Origin of the sequence: Ramlibacter algicola, assembly GCF_016641735.1 — a bacterium.
In the GTDB taxonomy this organism is placed as follows: domain Bacteria; phylum Pseudomonadota; class Gammaproteobacteria; order Burkholderiales; family Burkholderiaceae_C; genus Ramlibacter; species Ramlibacter algicola.
This window is the reverse complement of the sequence record NZ_JAEDAO010000001.1, coordinates 957,397-977,329: the sequence shown is the minus strand read 5'-3', so window position 1 is coordinate 977,329 and position 19,933 is coordinate 957,397. Positions and strand designations below refer to the sequence as shown.

The 19,933-nt window shown below is 69.8% G+C and carries 17 protein-coding genes; 9 read left to right on the top strand and 8 right to left on the bottom strand.

Translation table 11 applies throughout. The features are described from left to right. Together I8E28_RS04835 and I8E28_RS20590 are read right to left on the bottom strand one after the other, a co-directional pair. Positions 1-1,215 carry an NAD(P)/FAD-dependent oxidoreductase gene (locus tag I8E28_RS04835; protein ID WP_338050722.1) on the bottom strand — a complete coding sequence of 405 codons (1,215 nt, stop codon included), beginning with the start codon at positions 1,213-1,215 and terminating at the stop codon, positions 1-3. Between the two features lie 23 nt (positions 1,216-1,238). Further along, positions 1,239-3,470, bottom strand: a complete 2,232-nt coding sequence (locus I8E28_RS20590) for a hypothetical protein (protein WP_239027180.1) — start codon at positions 3,468-3,470, stop codon at positions 1,239-1,241. A 123-nt stretch (positions 3,471-3,593) separates the two neighbouring features. On the opposite strand from I8E28_RS20590, the gene I8E28_RS04830 reads away from it, so the two are divergent. Next, positions 3,594-4,283: a haloacid dehalogenase type II gene (locus I8E28_RS04830; protein WP_200786836.1), complete on the top strand. Its 690-nt coding sequence runs from the start codon at positions 3,594-3,596 to the stop codon at positions 4,281-4,283. 174 nt (positions 4,284-4,457) lie between these two features. Here I8E28_RS04830 and I8E28_RS04825 read toward each other — a convergent pair whose 3' ends face one another. From I8E28_RS04825 to oxc, 3 genes are all read right to left on the bottom strand, one after another. Then, positions 4,458-6,584 (bottom strand): acetate--CoA ligase family protein, encoded by a 2,127-nt coding sequence (locus I8E28_RS04825; protein ID WP_200786834.1) that lies wholly within the window; start codon positions 6,582-6,584, stop codon positions 4,458-4,460. A 148-nt stretch (positions 6,585-6,732) separates the two neighbouring features. Next, on the bottom strand, positions 6,733-7,980 hold the full coding sequence (gene frc / locus I8E28_RS04820) for a formyl-CoA transferase (RefSeq protein WP_200786832.1): 1,248 nt from the start codon (positions 7,978-7,980) through the stop codon (positions 6,733-6,735). 43 nt (positions 7,981-8,023) lie between these two features. Then, on the bottom strand, positions 8,024-9,748 hold the full coding sequence (oxc, locus tag I8E28_RS04815; protein WP_200786830.1) for an oxalyl-CoA decarboxylase: 1,725 nt from the start codon (positions 9,746-9,748) through the stop codon (positions 8,024-8,026). Between the two features lie 164 nt (positions 9,749-9,912). On the opposite strand from oxc, the gene I8E28_RS04810 reads away from it, so the two are divergent. Both I8E28_RS04810 and I8E28_RS04805 read left to right on the top strand, forming a co-directional pair. Beyond that, the gene (locus tag I8E28_RS04810; RefSeq protein WP_200790292.1) at positions 9,913-10,521 is read left to right on the top strand and encodes a Crp/Fnr family transcriptional regulator; all 609 of its coding nucleotides are present in this window, start codon (positions 9,913-9,915) and stop codon (positions 10,519-10,521) included. A gap of 112 nt (positions 10,522-10,633) precedes the next feature. Continuing rightward, a complete protein-coding gene (locus I8E28_RS04805) occupies positions 10,634-11,380 on the top strand; it encodes a sulfite exporter TauE/SafE family protein (protein WP_200786828.1) in 747 nt (248 codons plus the stop codon). Positions 11,381-11,569: 189 nt separating this feature from the next. Here the strand turns inward: I8E28_RS04805 and I8E28_RS04800 are convergent, their stop codons facing one another. Continuing rightward, entirely contained in the window at positions 11,570-11,830 is a 261-nt protein-coding gene (locus tag I8E28_RS04800; RefSeq protein WP_200786826.1) for an HAD family hydrolase, read from the bottom strand. Between the two features lie 104 nt (positions 11,831-11,934). On the opposite strand from I8E28_RS04800, the gene I8E28_RS04795 reads away from it, so the two are divergent. The 4 genes from I8E28_RS04795 to I8E28_RS04780 all read left to right on the top strand — a co-directional run bounded on the left by I8E28_RS04795 (position 11,935) and on the right by I8E28_RS04780 (position 16,486). Next, positions 11,935-12,885: a LysR family transcriptional regulator gene (locus I8E28_RS04795; protein WP_200786824.1), complete on the top strand. Its 951-nt coding sequence runs from the start codon at positions 11,935-11,937 to the stop codon at positions 12,883-12,885. A 52-nt stretch (positions 12,886-12,937) separates the two neighbouring features. Continuing rightward, positions 12,938-13,597: a response regulator gene (locus I8E28_RS04790; protein ID WP_200786822.1), complete on the top strand. Its 660-nt coding sequence runs from the start codon at positions 12,938-12,940 to the stop codon at positions 13,595-13,597. Then, entirely contained in the window at positions 13,594-14,961 is a 1,368-nt protein-coding gene (locus I8E28_RS04785; protein ID WP_200786820.1) for an ATP-binding protein, read from the top strand. The genes I8E28_RS04790 and I8E28_RS04785 overlap by 4 nt, the downstream gene beginning before the upstream one ends. A 67-nt stretch (positions 14,962-15,028) precedes the next feature. Further along, complete coding sequence (locus I8E28_RS04780; RefSeq protein WP_200786818.1) at positions 15,029-16,486, top strand: DegQ family serine endoprotease; 1,458 nt, start codon at positions 15,029-15,031, stop codon at positions 16,484-16,486. A gap of 14 nt (positions 16,487-16,500) precedes the next feature. Here the strand turns inward: I8E28_RS04780 and I8E28_RS04775 are convergent, their stop codons facing one another. Then, complete coding sequence (locus I8E28_RS04775; RefSeq protein WP_200786816.1) at positions 16,501-17,424, bottom strand: methionyl-tRNA formyltransferase; 924 nt, start codon at positions 17,422-17,424, stop codon at positions 16,501-16,503. Positions 17,425-17,448: 24 nt separating this feature from the next. Here I8E28_RS04775 and I8E28_RS04770 point away from each other — a divergent pair, with 24 nt between their 5' ends. Both I8E28_RS04770 and I8E28_RS04765 read left to right on the top strand, forming a co-directional pair. Further along, the gene (locus I8E28_RS04770; protein ID WP_200786813.1) at positions 17,449-17,652 is read left to right on the top strand and encodes a hypothetical protein; all 204 of its coding nucleotides are present in this window, start codon (positions 17,449-17,451) and stop codon (positions 17,650-17,652) included. Beyond that, positions 17,649-19,121 carry an ABC transporter permease/substrate-binding protein gene (locus I8E28_RS04765; RefSeq protein WP_200786810.1) on the top strand — a complete coding sequence of 491 codons (1,473 nt, stop codon included), beginning with the start codon at positions 17,649-17,651 and terminating at the stop codon, positions 19,119-19,121. Before I8E28_RS04770 ends, I8E28_RS04765 begins: the two co-directional genes overlap by 4 nt. A gap of 35 nt (positions 19,122-19,156) precedes the next feature. Here I8E28_RS04765 and I8E28_RS04760 read toward each other — a convergent pair whose 3' ends face one another. Continuing rightward, on the bottom strand, positions 19,157-19,810 hold the full coding sequence (locus I8E28_RS04760) for a DUF3313 family protein (protein ID WP_200786807.1): 654 nt from the start codon (positions 19,808-19,810) through the stop codon (positions 19,157-19,159). Between the last annotated feature and the right edge of the window lie 123 nt (positions 19,811-19,933).

Below are 19,933 nucleotides of genomic sequence, written 5' to 3'. Positions count from 1 at the left end.
CTAGGCGCCGCGTCCCGCCACGCCCTCCCCGAGCAGCGCGTCGGCGATGCGGCGCGCGGTGGGAAGCGAGTCCGTCAGCCCCAGGTGGCCGTGGCCGGTGGCGATCCACAGGCCCGGATGGTTCGACACCGTCCCGACCACCGGCACGGAATTCGGCATGCAGGGTCGGTGCCCCATCCAGGTCGTCGTGGCACGCCCCTCCAGGGCCGGGAACGCTTCGCGGGCGATGCGGTCCAGCACGGCGGCACGCGTTGGATCGGGCGGCGCGCGCAGGCCGGCGATCTCCACCGTGCCGCCCACGCGCAGGCCGCCTTCCATCGGCGTGACGAACACCTTGCGGTCGGTGAGCACGACCGTGCGCGACACCACGTCACGCACGTCCGTGTACTGCACGTGGTAGCCGCGCTGGCTCTCGAGCGCGAGGTGGATGCCTAGCGGCGCGACCAACTGGTTCGACCACGCACCGGCCGCGACGATCGCGTGCGTGAAGGGCTCGCCGGCGGCGCCGCGCAACGTCCAGCCGCCCGCGCGGCTCTCGAGCCGCTGCACGTCGGCTTGCACGACACGGCCGCCGTTCGCGGCGAACGCGCGCGCCATCGCCTGCACGTAGCGGAACGGCTCGACGATCGTCGCGTGGTCGGCCAGGAACATCGCGACCTGGTAGCGCGCGGGCGCATCCGGCTCCAGGGCCTCGATGCCGGCCCGATCGAGCCGCTCGGCGCGCACGCCGTGCGCTTCGCGCAGCCGCCACGCGCCCGCGTCCTTCGCCAGCGAGGCGTCGTCGATGTACAGGTGCAGGTGGCCACGGCGCAGGAACAGCCCGGGCACGCCGAGTTCGCGGGCCATCGCCTCGTGCATGTCCACGGCGCCGGCGTGCAACGCGGCGAGTTGCTTCGCGGCCTGCTCGACCCGATGCGGCCGCGCGGACGCGACGAACTGCAGCAGCCACGGTGCCGCGCGCGGCAGGTAGCGCAGCGGCAGGCGCAACGGGCTTTCGGGATCGAGCAGCATCGAAGGCACGGACGCCAGCACGCCGGGCATCGCCAGGGGCGCGACCGAGCTGACGCTGATCGCGCCGGAGTTGCCGAAGCTGCAACCGTTGCCGGGCTCGTCGCGGTCGACGAGCGCCACGTCGGCGCCGCGTTTCCGGAGTTCGTATGCGATAGCGGTGCCGACGATGCCGGCGCCGAGGACGGCGATGCGGGGGGAAGTCACAGGCCCGATTGTCGACGCACGGCTCAGGGGCGCGTGCGTGTCTGCCGCGCAGCCTCGGTGAAGAAGAACCAGCGCTTCAGGTGGCGGAACGCGCGCTGCCCGAGCACGCGCGTCTCCGGCGTGACGCAGCCACCGCGCGAGGAGCGCACCAGCATGCGCAGCGCCACGGGCAGGTCCAGGTCGAACGGATGCGTGTCGGCCCAGGCCAGCACCTGGCCCGCGAGCCATGTCGTGGCGTCCGGGGTCGCGGCCAGCACGCGGGACTCGTCCGCCCACGCGCGGCGCTGCTGCGCGTCGAGGAACGCCGGTGGCGCGGGCGGCGCGGGCAGGGGATCGGCGTGCCAGTAGCGCCCTTCGGGCAGGCTGCACCACCAGTTCTCGCGATTGCCGTCTTCCCGCAGCCGCGGATGCATGTTGGGCAGTGCCAGCTCGGCCGGATCCTTCGTGTACGCGACCTGGCGCCCGAGCGATCCCAGGACGCCGGGTTGGGTCGCGAGGAACACGGCGGCGCGTTGCCGCCGGGCAGCGTCGTTCGTTTCGGTCTCGAGAGCGCGCAACTGCGAGGCGTGCGCCGGGAACCTGGCCTGCATGTCCGCGGACAGGTCGCGCAGCACCTCGCCGCGCCCGAGCACCACCGCCCGGGTCCAGACGACGCCGAGCAGCTGGCGCCGCAACGGTTCCGGCACCTTCGGGCTGCGGAGCAGCTCATGCAACGCCGACAACGGCAGCGCGCGATTGAGCACGTCCGCCCCGTCGGCATCCACGACCGGCATGACGCCCGCGTCGAGGACCTCCGCTTCCGGCGACTGCACCGGCTCGCGATACGCCCACGCACCCAGTTCCCCCGCATCTGCCGCATCCGCAAGCACGAGCGCCTTGATGCGATTGCGGTCCATGGTCGACAACCCATTGCCGGCCAGCAGCGCGCGTGCCGATGCGGCGGCGACGCGGCGATCGCGTGCCAGCCGAATGCGGTGGTACTGCACCGTCAGGAAGCCGGGAGACCCCGGGGCAACAGCCTGCTCGAGTCGTTCGACGGGCACGAGGTCCTGTGGCGTGGCGGCCTGCAAGAGTGCGACGAGCGATGCGTCGTCGGACGCGCCCGCGTCGTCGACGACCGCGGCGCCGGCGCTGCGGAAGGCGTCCAGCCAGCGGGCGAAGCTGGGGCGGCCTTCACCACTGACCGTGCCCGCGAGCTTGGGGTCGAAGTCGCGCAGGTCCTGGCCGACGTCTTCATCGAGCGCCGGCGCGCTGAGCCGCGCGTCGATCTCCGCGACCACGGGCTCGGGCTCGAGCTTCAGCCGCACGCGCTGCAACAGGCGGGCGGCATCGTGCCGCTGCGCCGCCGGCAACGACGGCACGGCCAGTTGGGCGACGAGCAGCGCCCGCGCGCGTTGCAGCGCGGGCGTGGCGTCGTCGCGTTCGCTGACGGTCGCTTGCCGGAGCCAGGCCCGCGCCGCGAGGTACCGCCCCCATCCCTGCCAGGGCGAACCGGCATCGTGGGCGATCGCCGTGAAGGCGCGCGCGGCGTGTTCGTAGCGGCCGGCATAGAAGTGCGCGGCGGCGACCTGGTAAGCGCGGTCCTTGCGCAGCCACGCCGGCGCGTCCCGCCGCACGGCCGCAGGTTGTTCCGCCGAGGAGCTGAAACACAGGCCGAGCACGAGGTCCTGGGCCTTCACCCAATCGTGCACGGAGGGATCGCCGGCCCCGTGCGCCCGCACGCGCTCGGCCAAGGTGGCCGCAGCGGTGCGGAACGCATCGGGATTGCAGTTCGGCAGCGCGTAGTCCAGGTAGCCGAGCGCCGTCTCGCCGCGGGCGACTTTCGGCGGCGTGGGAAGGGCCGCCGAAAGTCGCGCGTCCGCCCAGGCCTGCTGCGCCGCGGCCATGGCCGCATCGCGCTGCCTTTCCTGTGCGCAGGGATCGAAGGGGCGCAGCCGCTCGATATCGCGTGCTTCCAGCGGGAGCCCGGCCAGGCGGCGCCATGCGATGAAGAGCAGGACGTGGTCGTACTCGGGCCGCAGGATGCCGAGGTCGCCGGCCGCGAAGCGGGCCCAGGTGCGGTCGGACCATGCCTGCGGCGAGAACACGCCGTTGTGGCCGTCGAACGTGCAGCTCCTTGCGGGCGCCGGCTGCTCGCTGGCTGCCTGCGCACCGAACGTGGAGACGACGAAGGCAGCGGTGGCCGCCAGCTTGCGCCATGCGGCGCCACGCCGGTGGGAGTGCATCGGGATCGGGAAACCGGGTTGCAGGTGCATGGCGCCAGGATCGCAGTGTGCCTCGTCGGCCGTGCGAAGCCCCCGCGGCGGCTGCGTGAAGTCCGCGTGAAGCGCGTGGCGATCGTGCAGCTTGCCGCAGCGGCCCGGACTTACAGTGCACGGATGGAACCACCACGCGCCGTCCTCTTCGACGCCTATGGCACCTTGTTCGACGTGTACAGCATCGGCCGGCTCGCGGAACAGCTGTTCCCCGGACAAGGCGCGGCGCTGTCGGTGCTCTGGCGCGACAAGCAGATCGAGTACACGCGGCTGGTGACCACCAGCAACGACGGCGCGCCGTACCGGCCGTTCTGGGACCTCACCCGCGCCAGCCTGCGCTGGGCCTGCAAGCGGCTTGCGCTCGATCTCACGCCGGAGCGCGAAGAGCGGTTGATGGACCAGTACCGCCATCTGACGGCGTTCGAGGACAGCCTGGACGTGCTGCGGTCGCTGAAGGCGCGCGGCATCACGACCGGCATCCTGAGCAACGGCGATCCGCCGATGCTGGACAGCGCGATCCGCAGCGCGGGCCTGGCGGGCCTGCTCGATCACGTTCTCAGCGTCGACGCGGTCCGCAAGTACAAGACCCACCCGGCGGCGTACGCCCTGGGCACCCGGGCCACCGGGCTCGACGCGAACCGGATCCTGTTCGTCAGCAGCAACGCCTGGGACGCGCTGGCGGCGACCTGGTACGGCTACCGCACGTTCTGGGTCAACCGCCAGCAGCTCCCGTTCGAGGAGCTGGGCACGCAGCCGACGGCGACGGGCTCCACGCTGCGCGACGTCCTCGGGCTGTTCGAGCCCGCGTCCTGAACGCCGCGGGACGCAGCGTCAGCCGGCCTTCGGCCGGTGCAGGGCGCACAGCGCTGGTATGAAGTCGGGGACAAGAAAAAGCCGCGCTTGCGCGCGGCTTCTTCATTCAGTGCGGGCCTTGCGGCCCTGTGCGCGTTGCGCTGGGTCCCCGCCTGCGCGGGGATGACGGTGCTTTCAGAGCAGGCCGGCGGCGCGGGCCCACTGGTACTTGGCGCCCAGCACTTCGACGGGGAGTTCCGTCGAGTACGCGTACGCGGGGATGCCGTTCTCGTACAGGTACTGCGCGGCCTCTTCCACTTCGACGTCGCCGGCGAGCGAAGCCACCACGGGCTTGACCTTGCCCTTGGCCTTCATCTCGTTGACCACCTGCACCATGTTCTTCGCGAACACCATGGGCGGCGTCACGATGGTGTGCCAATAACCCAGGATCAGCGCGTGCACGCGGTCGTCTTCCAGGCCGAGCTTCACCGTGTTGACGTACGTGATGGGCGGCTCGCCGCCGGTGATGTCCACGGGGTTGCCGGCCGCGCCGAACGGCGGGATGAACTTGCGGAAGGCCGCGTCCAGGTCGTCGGGCATCGGCTTGAGCAGCTTCAGGCCGTTGTCGACGCAGGCGTCGGACAGCAGCACGCCGGAGCCGCCGGCGCCGGTGATGATCACCACGTTCTCGCCCTTGGGGGTCGGCAGGATCGGCACGCCGCGCGACAGCTCGAGCATCTGGCGCAGGCTGCGGGCGCGGATGACGCCGGCTTGCTTGAGCACGTCCTCGTAGATCTTGTCGGTGCCGGCGACCGCGCCGGTGTGCGACGCGGCGGCCGCGGCGCCCATGGCGGTGCGGCCCGCCTTGAGCATGATCACCGGCTTCTTCTTCGAGACGCGCTTGGCGACTTCGGCGAACGCGCGGCCGTCCTTCAGGTCTTCCGCGTGCTGGGCGATCACCTTGGTGTTCTCGTCCTGCTCGAAGAACAGCAGCAGGTCGTCCTCGTCGATGTCCGACTTGTTGCCGAGGCCCACGATCGCCGACACGCCCATCTTGGCGCTGCGCGAGAAGCCGATGATGGCCATGCCGATGCCGCCGGACTGCGACGACAGGGCCGTGGAACCCTTCACGTCATAGGCGGTGCAGAACGTGGCGCACAGGTTCGAGGGCGTGTAGTAGAAGCCGTAGATGTTCGGCCCCATCAGGCGGATGTTGTACTCGCGCCCGATGCGCTGCAGCTCCTCCTGGCCTTCGATGTTGCCGGTCTCGCCGAAGCCCGAGGGGATCAGGATCGCGCCGGCGATCTTCTTCTCGCCGCATTCCTTCAGCGCGCTGGCGACGAACTTGGCGGGCACCGCGAACACAGCGGTGTCGATCTCGTCGGGCACGTCCTTGACGCTCTTGAACGCCTTGACGCCCATCACTTCGGCGTCCTTCGGGTTGATCGGATAGATCTTGCCCTTGTAGCCGCCGTTGATCAGGTTCTTCATCACCGAGTTGCCGATCTTGCCGGCCTCGTTGGAAGCGCCGATCACCGCCACCGCCTTGGGCTTCATGATGCGGTTCATCGACGTGACCACGTCCTTCTCGTCCGGGCGGTAGCGCGCGGGCTTGGGCGTGAAGTTGACGACGATGCGCACGTCCGCCGCGATGGCGCCTTCGGGGGACGCGAACACCGGGTTCAGGTCCATCTCGGCGATTTCGGGGAAGTCGGTGACCAGCTGGCTGACGCGCACGATCAGGTTCGTCAGCGCTTCGCGGTTGACGCCCTTGGCGCCGCGCACACCCTTGAGGATCTCGGCGGCCTGGATGCCGTCGAGCATGGACTCGGCGTCCTGCTGGGTCGCCGGCGCCAGGCGGAACGTGACGTCCTTGAGCACCTCGACCAGCACGCCGCCCATGCCGAAGGCCACCAGCTTGCCGAAGCTGTCGTCGGACATGGTGCCGACCAGCACTTCGGTGCCGCCCTTGATCATCTGCTGCACCTGCACGCCGACGATCTTCGCGTCGGCCTTGTACTTCCTGGCGTTGGCGATGATCTGCTCGTAGGCCTTGGTGGCTTCATCGGCGCTCTTGACGCCCACCACCACGCCGCCCGCTTCGGTCTTGTGCAGGATGTCCGGCGAGACGATCTTCATGACGACGGGAAAGCCCATCGACGACGCCATCTTCGACGCGTCGGCCGCGCTGGAGGCGACGCCTTCCTGCGGCACGCTGATGCCGTACGCATCGCAGATCAACTTGCCTTCCGGCGCGGTCAGCGAATCTCGGCCTTCCTTCTTGACGGCGTCGAGGATCTGGCGAACCTTGTTCTTGTCCATGCTTGTCTCCTTGTCGGGACGGTGAAATTCAGAATTCAGAACTCCCTAACGCAGAAGGAAGACAGAAGACGCGCAGAAGTCACAGAAAGATTGCTGGATCTCTTCTGCGATTTCTGCGCTTGTTCTGCGATTTCTGCGTTCCGGGCTGTTAGATGACTTTGGATTCGCGCAGCGCGGCGATGTCGGACGAGCTGTAACCCAGCTGCGCCAGCACTTCCTCGGTGTGTTCGCCCAGCAGCGGCGAGCGGGTGACCTCGGTGACGCTGTCGGACAGCTTGATCGGGTTGCCGACGGTCAGGTACTTGCCGCGCTTCGGATGGTCGACTTCCACCACCGTGCCGGTGGCGCGCAGCGACGGCTCCTCGGCGATTTCCTTCATCGACAGGATCGGGCCGCAGGGGATGTCGTACTTGTTCAGGATCTCCATCGCCTCGAACTTCGTCTTCGTCTTGGTCCACTCCTCGATGCGCGAGAAGATGGTCTTCAGGTGCGGCAGGCGGGCCTTGGGCGTGGAGTAGCTCGGGTCGGTGATCCAGGTCTCCTCGCCGATCACCTTGCAGATCGATTCCCAGACCGGCGCCTGGGTGATGAAGTAGATGTAGGCGTTGGGGTCGTGCTGCCAGCCCTTGCACTTCAGGATCCAGCCCGGCTGGCCGCCGCCCGAGGCGTTGCCCGCGCGCGGCACGGCTTCCTGGAATTCCTTGTCGGGGTACTGCGGGTACTCCTGCAACACCTTGGTGCGGTCCAGGCGCTGCTGGTCGCGCAGCTTGACGCGGCACAGGTTCAGCACGGCGTCCTGCATGGCCGCCAGCACCTTCTGGCCGCGGCCGGTCTTCTCGCGCTGGAACAGCGCGGTGACGATGCCCAGCGCCAGGTGCAGGCCGGTGCCCGAGTCGCCGATCTGCGCGCCGGTGACCAGCGGCGGGCCGTCGTCGAAGCCGGTGGTGGACGCGGCGCCGCCGGCGCACTGGGCCACGTTCTCGTACACCTTGCAGTCTTCGTACGGGCCGGGGCCGAAGCCCTTGACCGACGCCATGATCATGCGCGGGTTGATCTTCTGGATGTTCTCCCAGGAGAAGCCCATGCGGTCGAGCGCGCCGGGGGCGAAGTTCTCCACCAGCACGTCGCATTCCTTGATCAGGCGCGTCAGGATCTCCTTGCCTTTCGGATCCTTAGTGTTGATCGTGATCGACCGCTTGTTGTGGTTCAGCATCGTGAAGTAGAGGCTGTCCACGCCGTCGATGTCGCGCAGCTGCCCGCGCGTGGCGTCGCCCTCGCCCGCCTTCTCGACCTTGATCACGTCGGCGCCGAACCAGGCCAGCAGCTGGGTGCAGGTCGGGCCGGACTGGACGTGCGTGAAGTCGAGGATCTTGACGCCATCAAGTGCCTTGCTCATTTGCTTTGTGCTCTCTCGAAGTTGAAAAAACTGCGGTCGGCCCTCAGGCCGCCTTCTTCTTGGCCAGGGTCGGGTTCAGGCTGGTGATGCGGCCGCTCTCGGTGCCGGCGTTCTCGTCGATCATCGCGTTGATCAACGTCGGCTTGCGCGATGCCACGGCTTCGTCGAGCGCCTTCTTCAGCTCTTCCGGCGTCTTCGCCGTCACGCCGACGCCGCCGAACGCTTCCATCATCAGATCGTAGCGCGCGTTCTTCACGAACTGCGTGGGGGCCATTGCATCGCCCAGCGGGTTGACGTCGGTGCCCTTGTAGATGCCGTTGTTGTTCATCACGACGACGCACACCGGCAGGTTGTAGCGGCAGATGGTTTCCACCTCCATGCCGCTGAAGCCGAACGCACTGTCGCCTTCGACGGCGATGACCTGCTCGCCGGTGACGGCGGCCGCCACGGCGAAGCCCATGCCGATGCCCATGATGCCCCACGTGCCCACGTCCAGGCGGCGGCGCGGCTCGTACATGTCGACGATGGAGCGCGTGAAGTCCAGCGCGTTGGCGCCTTCGTTCACGAGGTAGGCCTTGGGGTTGTCCTTGATCGTGTTGCGGATCACGGACAGCGCGCTGTGGAAGTTCATCGGCGACGGGTTCTTCGCCAGCGTCTCCGCCATCTTGGTCAGGTTCTTGTCCTTGCGCTCCGCGATGGCGCCGGTCCAGTCCGCGGGCGGCTTGCCCCAGCCCGAGCCCATGGCGTTGTTCAGCGCGGTGATGCACGAACCGATGTCACCGACGACCGGCGCGGCGACGGCCAGGTTGCTGTCGGCCTCGATCGGCGAGATGTCGACCTGGATGAACTGCTGCTTGCCGGTCTCCTTGGAGGAGCCCGCCCCCCAGGTCTTGCCCTTGCCGTGCGACAGCAGCCAGTTCAGGCGCGCGCCCACCAGCATCACGACGTCGGCTTCGGCCAGCACGTACGAGCGCGCGGCGGACGCCGACTGCGCGTGCGTGTCGGGCAGCAGGCCCTTGGCCATCGACATCGGCAGGTAGGGGATGCCGCTCTTCTCGATGAAGGCCTTGATCTCCTGGTCGGCGCGCGCGTACGCCGCGCCCTTGCCCAGGATGACCAGCGGCTTCTTCGCGTTCTTGAGCAGCTCGACGGCGCGCTGCACCGCTTCCGGCGCCGGGATCTGCTTCGGCGCGGCGTCGACGACCTTGATCAGCGACTTCTTGCCCGAGTCGGCGGGAAGCGACTGCGTGAACAGCTTGGCCGGCAGGTCCAGGTAGACGCCACCGGGGCGGCCGGACACCGCGGTGCGGATGGCGCGCGCGAAACCGACGCCGATGTCCTCGGCGTGCAGCACGCGGTAGGCGCCCTTGCACAGCGGCTTGGCGATGGCGAGCTGGTCCATCTCCTCGTAGTCGCCCTGCTGCAGGTCGACGATCTCGCGCTCGCTGGAGCCGGAGATCAGGATCATCGGAAAGCAGTTGGTCGTCGCGTTCGCGAGCGACGTCAGGCCGTTCAGGAAGCCGGGGGCCGACACCGTCAGGCACACGCCGGGCTTGCCGGTGATGAAGCCGTGCGCGGCGGCGGCATTGCCGGCGTGCTGCTCGTGCCGGAACGAGTAGACCTTGATGCCCGCGGCCTGCGCCTTGCGCGTGAGGTCGGTGATCGGGATGCCCGGGAGCGTGTAGATCGTGTCCAGGCCGTTGATCTTCATGGCCTCGATCACGAGCTCGAAGGCGTCGATGGTGTCGGTGGACTGGGTGTCCGTCATGGGGGTCCTCGGGGGAGAAAAGGGGGAAGGGAAGCTGCGGGCTATCATAGAAATCGCCCCAGTCGCCCACGATTGACCGCGATCAAGTTTCCGGGATGACCCCATCGGGGTTTTTCTGAAACTTGACTGCGGTCAACCGTCCCGCTCCACGCATGAACGTCCCCCTGCATCTGATCGAAGAGCATCCCGAGCGCAACGTCATCCGTGTGCAGCTCGCGCAGAACGTGCTCCTCAAGGGCATGACCGCGCAGCAGATGGTGGAACTGGAGCCGCAACTGCAGGTGGTGGACGCGCCCAAGGGCCACTGGCTGCTGCACCAGGGCGTGCACGAGATGGAGCAGTACTTCATCCTCGACGGCATCCTCAAGCGCGTGGTCAGCAACCCCGCGGGCAAGCAGATGATCCTGCGCTTCGCGGCCGAGGGCGAGATGGAGACCAGCTACGCCGCGTGGCGGCTGGGCACGCCCGCCCCGTACAGCGTGGTGGGCGTGACGCGCACGCGCGTGGCCAAGCTGCCGCTGCGCGACTGGGTGGCCTTCATCGAGCGCCACCCGGCGCTGAAGCAGGCCTTCGAGTACTCGGTGATGCACCACATGAGCGACATCATGGCGCACACCATCACGCTGCACCTGCTGGACGCGCCCGGCCGCGTGCAGCGCTTCATGCGCAAGCACGCCGACCTGTTCGACCGCATCCCCAAGAAGGAACTCGCGAGCTACCTCAACCTGAGCGCGGAGACGCTCAGCCGGTTGAAGGCGAAGGGCAAGATCTGACTTCGCTCCGTCGTCCCCGCGGAGGCGGGGACCCATCGCTTTCCACGCGCCCTGCCATGAAGGCGGAAGCGGTGGATTCCCGCCTTTGCGGGAATGACAGGCGAGGTCCCGCATGACCCCCACCCTCCTCGCGATCGTGGCCGCCTCGTTCTTCGTCGCCGGCACGGTCAAGGGCATCACGGGCATGGGGTTGCCGCTGGTGGGCATGGGGCTGCTGAGCCTGGCGATGCCGCCGGTGACCGCGGCCAGCCTGATGATCGCGCCGGCGCTCGTGACCAACGTGCTCCAGTGCCTGGGGCCGCACTTCCGCCGCCTCGCGCTGCTGCTCGGCCCCTTGTGGATCGGCGTGTTCATCGGCTGCTGGTTCACGCCGTTCCCGTCGCTGACCGATGGCGGCTCGGTCGTGCGGATCCTGCTGGGCGTCGTGCTGATCGCGTACAGCGCCTATGGCCTCGCCCGTCCGACGTTCAAGCTGCACCTGCATGGCGGCCCTCGCACGGTCGCCGTGACGTCGGTCGTCGGCCTGACCACGGGGATGATGACCGCGGCCACGGGCATCAACATCTTCCCGATGACGATCTTCCTGCAGGCGCTCGGCTTCGAGCGCGAGGAGATGATCCAGGCGCTGGGCCTGTCGTTCACGGTCTGCACGATCGCGCTCGCCGTGTCCCTCGGCTGGCACGCTGCCAGCGGCACCTGGAGCACCGCCGCCGGCTGGATCGCCCTGGTCGCCGCCTTCGCGGGGGTCGGCGTCGGCAACCTGCTGCGCGCCCGCATCGAACCCGCCGTGTTCCGGCGAATGCTGTTCGCGCTGTTCGGGTTGCTGGGAATCGCGATGATCGCGAAGGAACTCGCTTAGCGGCTCGTGCGGCCGCCTCGCGGCGACCTGTCGAAAGCGGACTCCCTAACGCAGAAGTCGCAGAGCAAGCGCAGAGGTCGCAGAAGGAAACCAATCAAATGGTCTCTCTTCTGCGACTTCTGTATGGAACTTCTGCGTCCTCTGCGTTAGGGAGTCCGCCTCCAGGCCGCCGGCAGGCGGCCGCGTCGCTCAGTGCCGCCGCAACTGCGACTCGCAGCGCTGGCGGGCGGCTTCGATCGCGTTGACCAGGAACTCGGGTTCGTATGCCCGCAGCAGGTGCGGGTGTTCGCGCTCGAGGTAGGTGCGCACGCCGTCGGGGCCGGCGGGTAGCGTCGCGCAGGTCGCGCGGTCCCAGGTCCAGGGCAGGCCCAGTTCCTCGAAAGCGCTGTTGTAGGCCTGCCGCGTGCGGTCGGCATCGGTGTCGGGGTGCTGGGCCAGGACTGCAGCCATCACGGTCTCCTTGCAGGTGTTCGACCGGAATCTAGGCGCCGGCGGCCATAAAGAACAATGAAATGATCTGATCGCTCCGACAAGCGATCTGTTATGGTTTGCGGATGCGCAACGCGACCTTGCGGCAACTGAAGGTGTTCGAGGCGGTCGCCCGCCACCTGAGCTTCTCGCGCGCGGCCGAGGAGCTGCACCTCACCCAGCCGGCGGTGTCCGCGCAGGTGCGCGCGCTCGAAGGCCACGCCGGCGCCCCGCTCTTCGAACAGCTCGGCAAGAAGGTGCATCTCACCGCGGCCGGCGAACAACTCGTGCTGTCCACGCGCGCCATCCTGGGCAGCGTGCAGGAAGCCGAAGAGGCACTGGCCGCCTTCCGCGGCGTGCGCGGCGGCCCGCTGCGTGTCAGCGTGATCAGCGCGGGCGACTACTTCTTCCCGCGCCTGCTGGTCGAGTTCGCGGCGCGGCATGCCGGCATCCGGCTGGACTTCCACGTCTGCAACCGCGAGGAACTGCTCGACCGCCTCGAGCACAACGCGACCGACCTCGCGGTGATGGCACGTCCGCCGGAGAGCGGCGACATGGTGGCCGAGCCGTTCGCGCCGCACCCCTACGTCGTCATCGCCAGCCCGCGCCACCCGCTGGCCGGCAAGCGCCGCATCCCGATGGACCGCGTGCTCGGCGAGCCCTTCATCGTGCGGGAGCGCGGCTCCGACACCTGGAACTCGATGCAGGACGCGTTCGGCGAGCGGCTGGAGCAGGTGCACGTCTCGATGGAGATCAAGAGCACCGAGACCATCAAGCAGGCCGTGATGGCCGGCATGGGCCTGGGCTTCCTGTCCGCGCACACGGTCAGCCGCGAACTGCGCTCGGGCGAGATCGTGGTGCTGGACGTGCGCGGCCTCCCGCTGCCGCTGCACTGGTACGTCGTGCACCGGCGCGGCAAGCGGCTGGCGCCGGTGGCGGCAGCGTTCCGGGAGTTCCTGCTGCAGGAAGGCGCGCAGCAGGTCGCGCGGGCGCTGGAGCCGCCGCGCAAGCGGGCTGCCACGGCGGCGAGCCGCTGAGTTCGCTGGCCTTAAGCCGGGCTTCAGCCGCCGCCAGCAAAATCGGGCTCCCATGCGCCTGCTGCTGGTCGAAGACGACGCCATGATCGGTGAAGCGGTGCTCGACGCGCTGCGCGCCGAGCACTACGCCGTGGACTGGGTGCGCGACGGCGCCATGGCCGAGACGGCGCTCGCGACGGCCAGCTACGACCTCGTGCTGCTCGACCTGGGCCTGCCCAGGCGCGACGGGCTGCAGGTGCTGCGCGACCTGCGCGCGCGCAAGCTCACCGTGCCCGTGCTGGTGGCCACCGCGCGCGACGCCGTCGGCGATCGCATCGCCGGCCTCGACGCCGGCGCCGACGACTACGTCGTCAAGCCCTACGACACGCACGAGCTGCTTGCCCGCATCCGCGCCCTCTTGCGCCGCAGCGCCGGCCACGGCGAGCCGGTGTTCAGCCACAAGGGCGTCACGCTCGATCCCGCCACCCACGTTGCCACCGTGAACGGTGACCCCGTGAAGCTGTCGGCGCGCGAGTGGGCGGTGCTGGAGCCACTGATCGCGCGGCCCGGCGTCGTGTTCTCGCGCGCGCAGCTGGAAGAGAAGCTGTACGGCTGGAAGGACGAGGTCAGCAGCAACGCGGTCGAGGTCTACATCCACGGGCTGCGCAAGAAGCTCGGCGCCGACCTGATCCAGACCGTGCGCGGGCTGGGCTACGTGGTGCCGCGCGAATGAAAGCGGCAACGTCGCTGCGGCGCCAGCTGCTGTGGTTCGTGCTGGCCGCCATCGCGCTGGTGTCGGTGCTGCAGGCCGGGACCGCCTACCGCAGCGCGCTGGCGCAGGCCGATGCGCTGTTCGACGAGCACTTGCGCGAGATCGCGCGATCGATCCACGAAGGCGCGCCGCCGCGCTCGCTGGACCTGCAGGTGCAGATCTGGACGCCCGACGGCATCGAGGTGTTCCGCTCCACCGGGCCAGCCATGCCGTCGCAGGCACTGCTCGGTTTTTCCGACGTCACGATCTCGGGCACGCATTGGCGCGTGTACGCAGTGCAGACGCCCGAACACACGGTGCAGGTTGCGCAGAATCGCGACGTGCGCGAGGCACGTGCGCGCGCCCTCGCCTGGCGCGCGATCCTGCCGATCGCCCTGCTCACGCCGCTGCTGATGGCGGCGGTCTGGTGGCTGATCACGAGCGCGCTGGCGCCGGTCGAACGCATGCGGCGCCAGGTCGCCACGCGTCCCGCGGACGACCTGTCGGCGCTGTCCGAGGCCGGCCTGCCGCAGGAGGTGCAGCCGCTGGTGCATGAGTTGAACCTGCTGTTCGGACGCGTGCGGCTCGCGTTCGACGCGCAGCGGCACTTCGTCGCCGATGCGGCGCATGAACTGCGGTCACCGCTCGCCGCGTTGAAGCTGCAGGCCCAGGCGCTGCGGCGTGCCGGCGATGACGCGCAGCGCGAAGCGGCGCTGCAGCGCCTGGAAGGCGGCATCGAGCGCGGCATCCGGCTGGTGAGCCAGATGCTGGTGCTCGCACGGGTCGAAGGCACTGGCGCCGATGCGACGACAGACCTCCCGTTGCAGCAACTCGCGCGCGACGTGGTCACCGAGTTGTTGCCGCAGGCCACGTCGCGCCGCATCGACCTGGGCCTCGTCACCGACCAGGATGTGCGCGTGCGCGGCGAGCGCGACGCCTTGCACATCCTGCTGCGCAACCTGCTGGAGAACGCGGTGAAGTACACGCCGGAAGGTGGCCGCGTGGACTTGTCGCTGCACCAGGACGCGGGCAGCGTGCGTGTCGTGGTGGAAGACAGCGGGCCGGGCATCCCGGTGGAGGAGCGCGGGCGCGTGTTCGACCGGTTCCATCGGGGCGACGACACGACCGCGCCCGGCAGTGGCCTGGGGTTGGCGATCGTGCGGACGATCGCGCAGCGGCATGGGGGAACGGTGGCGCTGGGGCAGTCGGAGCGGCTGAGGGGATTGCGGGTGGAGGTGCGGTTCTCGCTGCACCCTTCGTCGTCCCCGCGGCGGCGGGGACCCACCGCTTCCGTCGGGAACCGCAATGAGGAGGGAAGCGATGGATTCCCGCCTTCGCGGGAATGACGGAAAGCGCCTTAAGCACCACCTAAGGCCCGCAGCGCAAAGTGCCTCCATCGCAATGGAGGACCCCATGAGCACCAACTTCCCGTCCAAGGCCGCACCGCTGGTGCTGGCCATCGCCGCCGCCGGTTTCGGCGGCGCCGTCGGCAACGAACTGCTGCAGCACCGCGCCCACGCGCAGAACGCGCCGGCGCCGGCCGCGGTCGCGCCGGTGGCCGCCAGCACGGTGCCGGACTTCGCCCGCATCACCGAGCGCTACGGCCCCGCGGTCGTCAACATCAGCGTCAACGGCGTGCGCAAGACCTCGGCGGTGGATGACGACGACGACGAGGGCATCGGCGACCCGCTGGAGCTGTTCCGCCGCTTCCAGCAAGGCCCCGGCGCCATGCGTCCGCGTGAAGTGCCGATCCGCGGCCTGGGCAGCGGCTTCATCGTCAGCCCGGACGGCGTGATCCTCACCAATGCGCACGTGGTCAAGGGCGCGAGCGAAGTGACCGTCAAGCTCACCGACCGGCGCGAGTACCGCGCCAAGGTGCTGGGCAGCGACGCGCAGACCGACGTCGCGGTGCTGAAGATCGAGGCGAAGAACCTGCCCGTCGTGCAACTGGGCGACGTCAAGGCGCTGCGCGCCGGCGAGTGGGTCGCGGCCATCGGCTCGCCGTTCGGCTTCGAGAACACGGTGACGGCCGGCGTGGTCAGCGCCAAGGGCCGCAGCCTGCCGCAGGAAGGCGGCGTGCCCTTCATCCAGACCGACGTCGCGGTGAACCCCGGCAACTCGGGTGGCCCGCTGTTCAACGCCCGCGGCGAGGTGATCGGCATCAACTCGCAGATCTACAGCCAGTCGGGCGGCTACCAGGGCGTGTCGTTCGCGATCCCGATCGACGTCGCGCAGCGCGTGCAGCAGCAGATCGTCGCCACCGGCAAGGTGCAGCACGCGCGGCTGGGCGTCTCGGTGCAGGAAGTGAACCAGGCGATGGCGGATGCCTTCCACCTGGACAAGCCGGAAGGCGCGCTGGTCGCCAACGTGCAGAAGGGCAGCCCGGCGGACAAGGCCGGCCTGAAGTCGGGCGACGTGATCCGGGCGGTGAACGGCCAGCCGGTCGTCGCGTCCGGGGACCTGCCGGCGCTGATCGGCGCCGCGAAGCCGGGCGACAAGGTCGACCTGAAGGTCGTGCGCCAGGGCAAGGCGGTGGACCTCGCCGCGACGCTGGCCACCAGCAACGAGAAGGTGGCGAAGGCCGACGACAGCGGCGGTGCCGCCTCGCAAGGCCGGCTGGGACTGGCGCTGCGACCTCTCGACCGTGACGAGCAGCAGCAGGTCGGCGCCGCCGGCCTGCTGGTGGAAGACGTCACCGGCGCCGCCGCCCGCGCTGGCGTGCAGCCGGGCGACGTGGTGCTGGCCGTCAACGGCACGCCCGCGAAGTCGATCGAGCAGGTGCGCGGCGTGGTCGCGAAGTCCGACAAGTCGGTCGCGCTGCTGATCCAGCGCGGCGAGGACAAGATCTTCGTGCCCGTTCGCCTCGGCTGAGGCCCGGGGGCGCCTCAGGCGCCGTGCGGCTGGAGCCCCACGCCGCGGGCCCAGTCGCCGGCGCCCATCTTCTTGCCGTCCCCGGCGCGCACGCGCATGACTTCGATGAAGCCGCCGTGCGCGTTGAACACGATCGACGTGTCCGTGACGCGGGCGACGGTGCCGGCGGGGCCGCCGACCTCGCCGTGCGTGGCGAGCGGGCGCTTGCGGCAGTCGAACAGGCGCAGCTTCGTGCCACCCACCATCGTCCACGCGCCCGGCGCCGGGTTGCAGGCTCGGATCACGTTGTAGGCGACGTCCACGTGCTGCGCCCAGGGCACCTGGGCGGTCTCGTCGGTCATCCAGCCTTCGTAGCTGCCGCCGTCGACGAGCTGTGACTGCGCGCGCGCTTCGCCGCGCTGCACCTGGCCGGCCACGGTGAGCAGCGCTTCGATGCCCTTGGGGAACAGCTGGTCGAAGTACAGCTCGCCCAGCGTCTCGTCCGGGCCGATGTCCACCGGCACCTGCAGCAGCACCGGGCCTTCGTCCAGGCCCTCGGTGGGCCGGAAGATCGTCAGGCCGGTGTGGCGGGCGCCGCTGGCGATCGCCCAGCTGATGGCCGACGGGCCGCGGTGGCGCGGCAGCAGCGAGGGGTGGTACTGGATCGCGCCCTGGCGCGGGATCGACAGCAGCGAGTCGGGCGCGAACTGCAGCACGTAGGCCATCACCAGCAGGTCGGGGTCGAGCGCCTCGAAAGCCTCGTGCGCCTCCGGGCTGCGCAGGCTCCTGAACTGGTGGACGGGGATGTCGCGCCCGGTGGCGGCGACCTTGAGCGGGTCGGGCTTGGCGCCGGGCTTCTCGGGGGCGCAGACGGCCGCCACCACGGTGAATCCCTTGTCGCAGAAGGCCTCCAGGGCCGCGCGGCCGAAGTCGTTCTGGCCCATGATGACGATTCGCATCCGCCGATGCTAACAATCCCGACCATGGAACCCACCAGACGCCTGCGCGCCGGCCAGTCGATCACGCCCGAGGAGTTCGACGAACTCTCCGACGACCAGCTGCTGCGCCTCATCCCCAAGGCCTACCGCGACGCCTTCCCCGGCAAGGAAGGCTGCGCCGACGGCTACTTCTACCTGCACGACGGCACCGCCTGGAGCTTCTACAAGGGCGGGTTCCTGGACGAATGAGGCGAGCCCGCGCAGTCCTCGCCCTGGCCTTCGCGCTGTTCGCGGGCCACGCCGCCGCGCAGCAGGTGGCGGTCGGCTCCAAGCGCTTCACCGAGAGCTACGTGCTGGGCGAGGTCGCGCGCCAGGTGCTGCAGGACGCCGGCGTGCCGGCCGTGCACAAGGCGGGCCTGGGCAACACCACCGTGCTGGAACAGGCGCTGGCCACCGGGGCCATCGACCTGTACCCCGAGTACACCGGCACCATCGTGCGCGAGCTGCTGCACCGCGACGAGGCCGCGCCGTCGCTGGAGCAGCTCAATGCGTGGCTCGCGCCGCGCGGGCTGAAGGCTGCCGTTCCCCTGGGCTTCAACAACAGCTACGCGCTGGCGATGCGCGAGGACCAGGCGCACCGGCTGGGCATCGCGACGATCAGCGACCTCGCGCGGGCCGGCGGCACCTTGCGCCTGGGCCTCTCGCACGAATTCCTCGAACGCGCCGACGGCTGGCGCGCACTGCAACGGGCCTACGCCTTGCCGCAGCAGGCGGGCCGCGGCGTCGACCACGGGCTCGCCTACGAGGCGCTGGCGAACGGGCAGGTGGACGTGGTCGATGCGTACACCACCGATGCGCAGATCGCCCGCTTGCAGTTGCGCGTGCTGCGCGACGACCGCCGGTTCTTCCCGCGCTACGACGCGGTCTTGCTGATGCGCGCCGCCGTCGACGAGCGCCCGTTGGCCGCGGCGCTCACCAACCGCATCGACGAAACGACGATGCAGCGGCTGAACGCGCGGGTGGAGATCGACGGCCGCACGTTCGAGCAGGCCGCGCGCGAGTTCCTCGCGCCTTCCGGCGCCGCCGAACCGTCGTCCGCGCGCCCCGGCTTCATCGACCGCCTGCTCGCGCCCGACCTGGGCCGGCTGCTCGGCGAGCACCTGGTGCTCGTGTTCGCGTCGCTGGCCATCGCGATCGCCATCGGCGTGCCGCTCGGGATCGTCGCGCACCGGCGCCCCACCCTCGAGGGACCGGTGATGGCGGCGGTCGGCGTGCTGCAGCCGATCCCGTCGCTGGCGCTGCTGGCCTTCCTGATCGCGCTGCTCGGGCGCATCGGCTTCGTGCCGGCGCTCGTGGCGCTGGCGATCTACGCGCTGCTGCCGATCGTGCGCAACACGCACGCGGGCCTGGCTTCGCTGCCGCCGGGGCAGCGCGAAGCGGGTCTCGCCCTGGGCCTGCGCGATGGGCAGGTGCTGCGCTCGATCGAGCTGCCGCTTGCGCTGCCGACGCTGTTCGCCGGCATCAAGACCGCTGCCGTGCTGAACGTCGGCACCGCGACCGTCGCCACGTTCATCGGCGCGGGCGGCCTCGGTGAGCGCATCGTCGCCGGCCTCGCGGTGAACGACACCAGCCTGATGCTGGCCGGCGCGGTGCCGGCGGCGTTGCTCGCGCTGGTGCTGCAGGCCGCGTTCGGCCTGCTGGAGCGCCGGCTGCGCTAGGAGCCTGGGGACCCGTCCCTCTGCCGCCCAGGCTCCTAACGCGCGCCGGCGACGAACTCGCGCACCGTGCGCCCCCAGTTCGCCGCGACCGACTCGACGTCCGACACCACGCGCTGCGGATCGCTGATGCGCACCCGGCGCGCGCCGGACCGCAGTTCCTCCCAATCGCCCAGGCGCGCGAGCACCTCGCCGGTGGAGGCATCGGAGAGTTCGACGACCAGCGATGCTTCGCCGCTGGACGTGGTCAGCACGCGCGACCGGCCGGGCAGCCGCGTGCCGATGTCGCCGAGGTACAGGTCCACGACGCGCGGCTTGACACGCAGGACCCGGGGAGCGGGCTGGTCAGTGGGCTGGAGCGTCCCGCGCTGCAGTTCATCGGCGAACGCGCGCTGCACCCATTGGGCGACTTCGCTGCGCACACGCTCGCGCTCGGTGGCATCGACGCGCAGCAGGCTGCCGGCGCGGTACGGCTGCCAGTCGGCGCGGAAGTCGACGTCCACCGGCTCCAGCAGGAGGCGGTCGTAGCCGGCCAGCGAGGCGCCAGGCCGCACGTAGGCGAAGTTGAACACAGGGGCCCGCACACGCTGCAGGCCTTGCGCCGCGACGGCCTGCTCGAGGCTGGCGGGCGCGCCCGCGATGGCAGGGAAGGCGACGAGCGCCGCCGCCAGGACGAAGGGAGTGCGGAACATGGCCGAGGTCCTTTCGCGGTGCCGTGAGGCAAGCCGCCAATCCAATATAGCCCTGCACTTGGCGCATCGCAGGCTGTGCAGTGGCCGAACGGCCCGCCCGGCAGGTCCTACCGGCGGCGGCCG